Raw genomic sequence first — 962 nt, forward strand, 5'->3', positions numbered from 1 at the left:
ATTGGCAGTAATTTGCCTTATCAAATTCCATTCCTCTAAATCCAATTCTTAATTTGTCATGGACAAAAATGCTCATTTCTTATGATCAAATGACCAGAGAGATTAACGCCATTATTTTATTGATACTATTTGCAATTAATTGTTCATTTGGGCAAAATTCTGTTCAGGGGGACAAGAGTAGGACATTGGTCTTTGGAAGTTCTGACAATCATCTTCCCTTTACCTTTATAGATGCAGATGGTAACCCGAATGGTTTTTATGTAGATCTTTTAAGGGAAATTGGAAAAGAAATTGGATATGAATTTCAAATTGTTTTAATGGACTGGGATGAGGTTTATTATCAATTTCTCAATGATTCTTTGGACGTTTCTACTTTATATTTTGATGAAAGTCGGGCAGGTTATGCAGAGTTCTCAGAAACAGTTTCAATTGTGGATCAAATGATAATTGTAAGGAAATCCTCCCCGTCTATAGTTAGCCTCGAGGATTTATCCGGCAGACAAGTTGTTGTGCAAAAGAAGTCTTTTCTAGAGGAAAATTTGGAAAGGGATTACCCGGAAATAGTTGTTAGAGGTGTGTCCTCTCAACCGGAGGCTCTTAAACTTTTGGCAGAGGGGAAATATGATGCTGCAATCGTAGATGAATTTCTAGCCCAACAGCTAGCATTGGATGAATCTTATAAAAACTTAGTATTAACTGGCCCTCCTGTTTTACCACAATTACAAACTTTTGCTGTAAAAAAGGGGAATTCTGAATTGATAGAAAAAATCAATGATGGTTTGGAACAATTGAGAGAAAAGGGAATTTATTTGGATCTTTTTTCTAAATGGTTTTCTGTTTACCAACCAAAAAAAAGTCCCTGGTCTGTTTTCCTAGAAAGATTTTTGAAAGACATTGTTCTGGGATTTATGCTCATTTTATTCATTGTGGCAATATCTATTTATAGTTTAAGGAGAGCGGTG

The 962-nt window shown here is 35.0% G+C and carries 1 protein-coding gene; it reads left to right on the forward strand.

Annotated elements, in window-relative coordinates:
- Positions 1-53: 53 nt before the first annotated feature.
- The coding region (locus E1171_RS00705; RefSeq protein ID WP_222931305.1) for a transporter substrate-binding domain-containing protein at positions 54-962 on the forward strand (909 nt) is incomplete at its 3' end.

The sequence above is a fragment of the Xanthovirga aplysinae genome (genome assembly GCF_009711365.1).
GTDB lineage: Bacteria > Bacteroidota > Bacteroidia > Cytophagales > Cyclobacteriaceae > Xanthovirga > Xanthovirga aplysinae.